This is a genomic window from Gilvimarinus gilvus, from assembly GCF_030518155.1.
Taxonomy (GTDB): domain Bacteria; phylum Pseudomonadota; class Gammaproteobacteria; order Pseudomonadales; family Cellvibrionaceae; genus Gilvimarinus; species Gilvimarinus gilvus.
This window is the reverse complement of record NZ_JAULRU010000223.1, coordinates 1-355: the sequence shown is the minus strand read 5'-3', so window position 1 is coordinate 355 and position 355 is coordinate 1. Positions and strand designations below refer to the sequence as shown.

The window sequence follows — 355 nt, the reverse complement described above, 5'->3', positions numbered from 1 at the left end:
TGCATTTTTGTTCCTTCACCTCCATTATTATCAAATGAACCCTGACTATGTATTTCATTTTTATTTTCAGAAATAATCTTTTTATCACTTGATTGGTCTAAAACTTCTTTTGATTTAGACGTTTTATTACCATTGGCAATTTCCATAATATTAGCAGCCATCAAACTATAATCTAAAATTGCATTATTAGTCATCATTCCTCCAGCAGTTGCTATATAATTTACACCTACACTATTTGTAAAATTCATGCCTATAGAATTCATTTGGTTAATCCCAACACTTGTATTCATATTCTCTTGAACATCGATATTAAAATTCTTACATTTTATATTAATCGTTTCAGGAGCGGTAATAT

1 protein-coding gene is annotated in these 355 nt (G+C 28.5%); it reads right to left on the bottom strand.

Going from position 1 to position 355, the window contains the following annotated elements; translation table 11 throughout:
* Positions 1–355: hypothetical protein (locus tag QWI17_RS03170; protein ID WP_302721054.1), on the bottom strand; the 355-nt coding region annotated here is incomplete at both ends.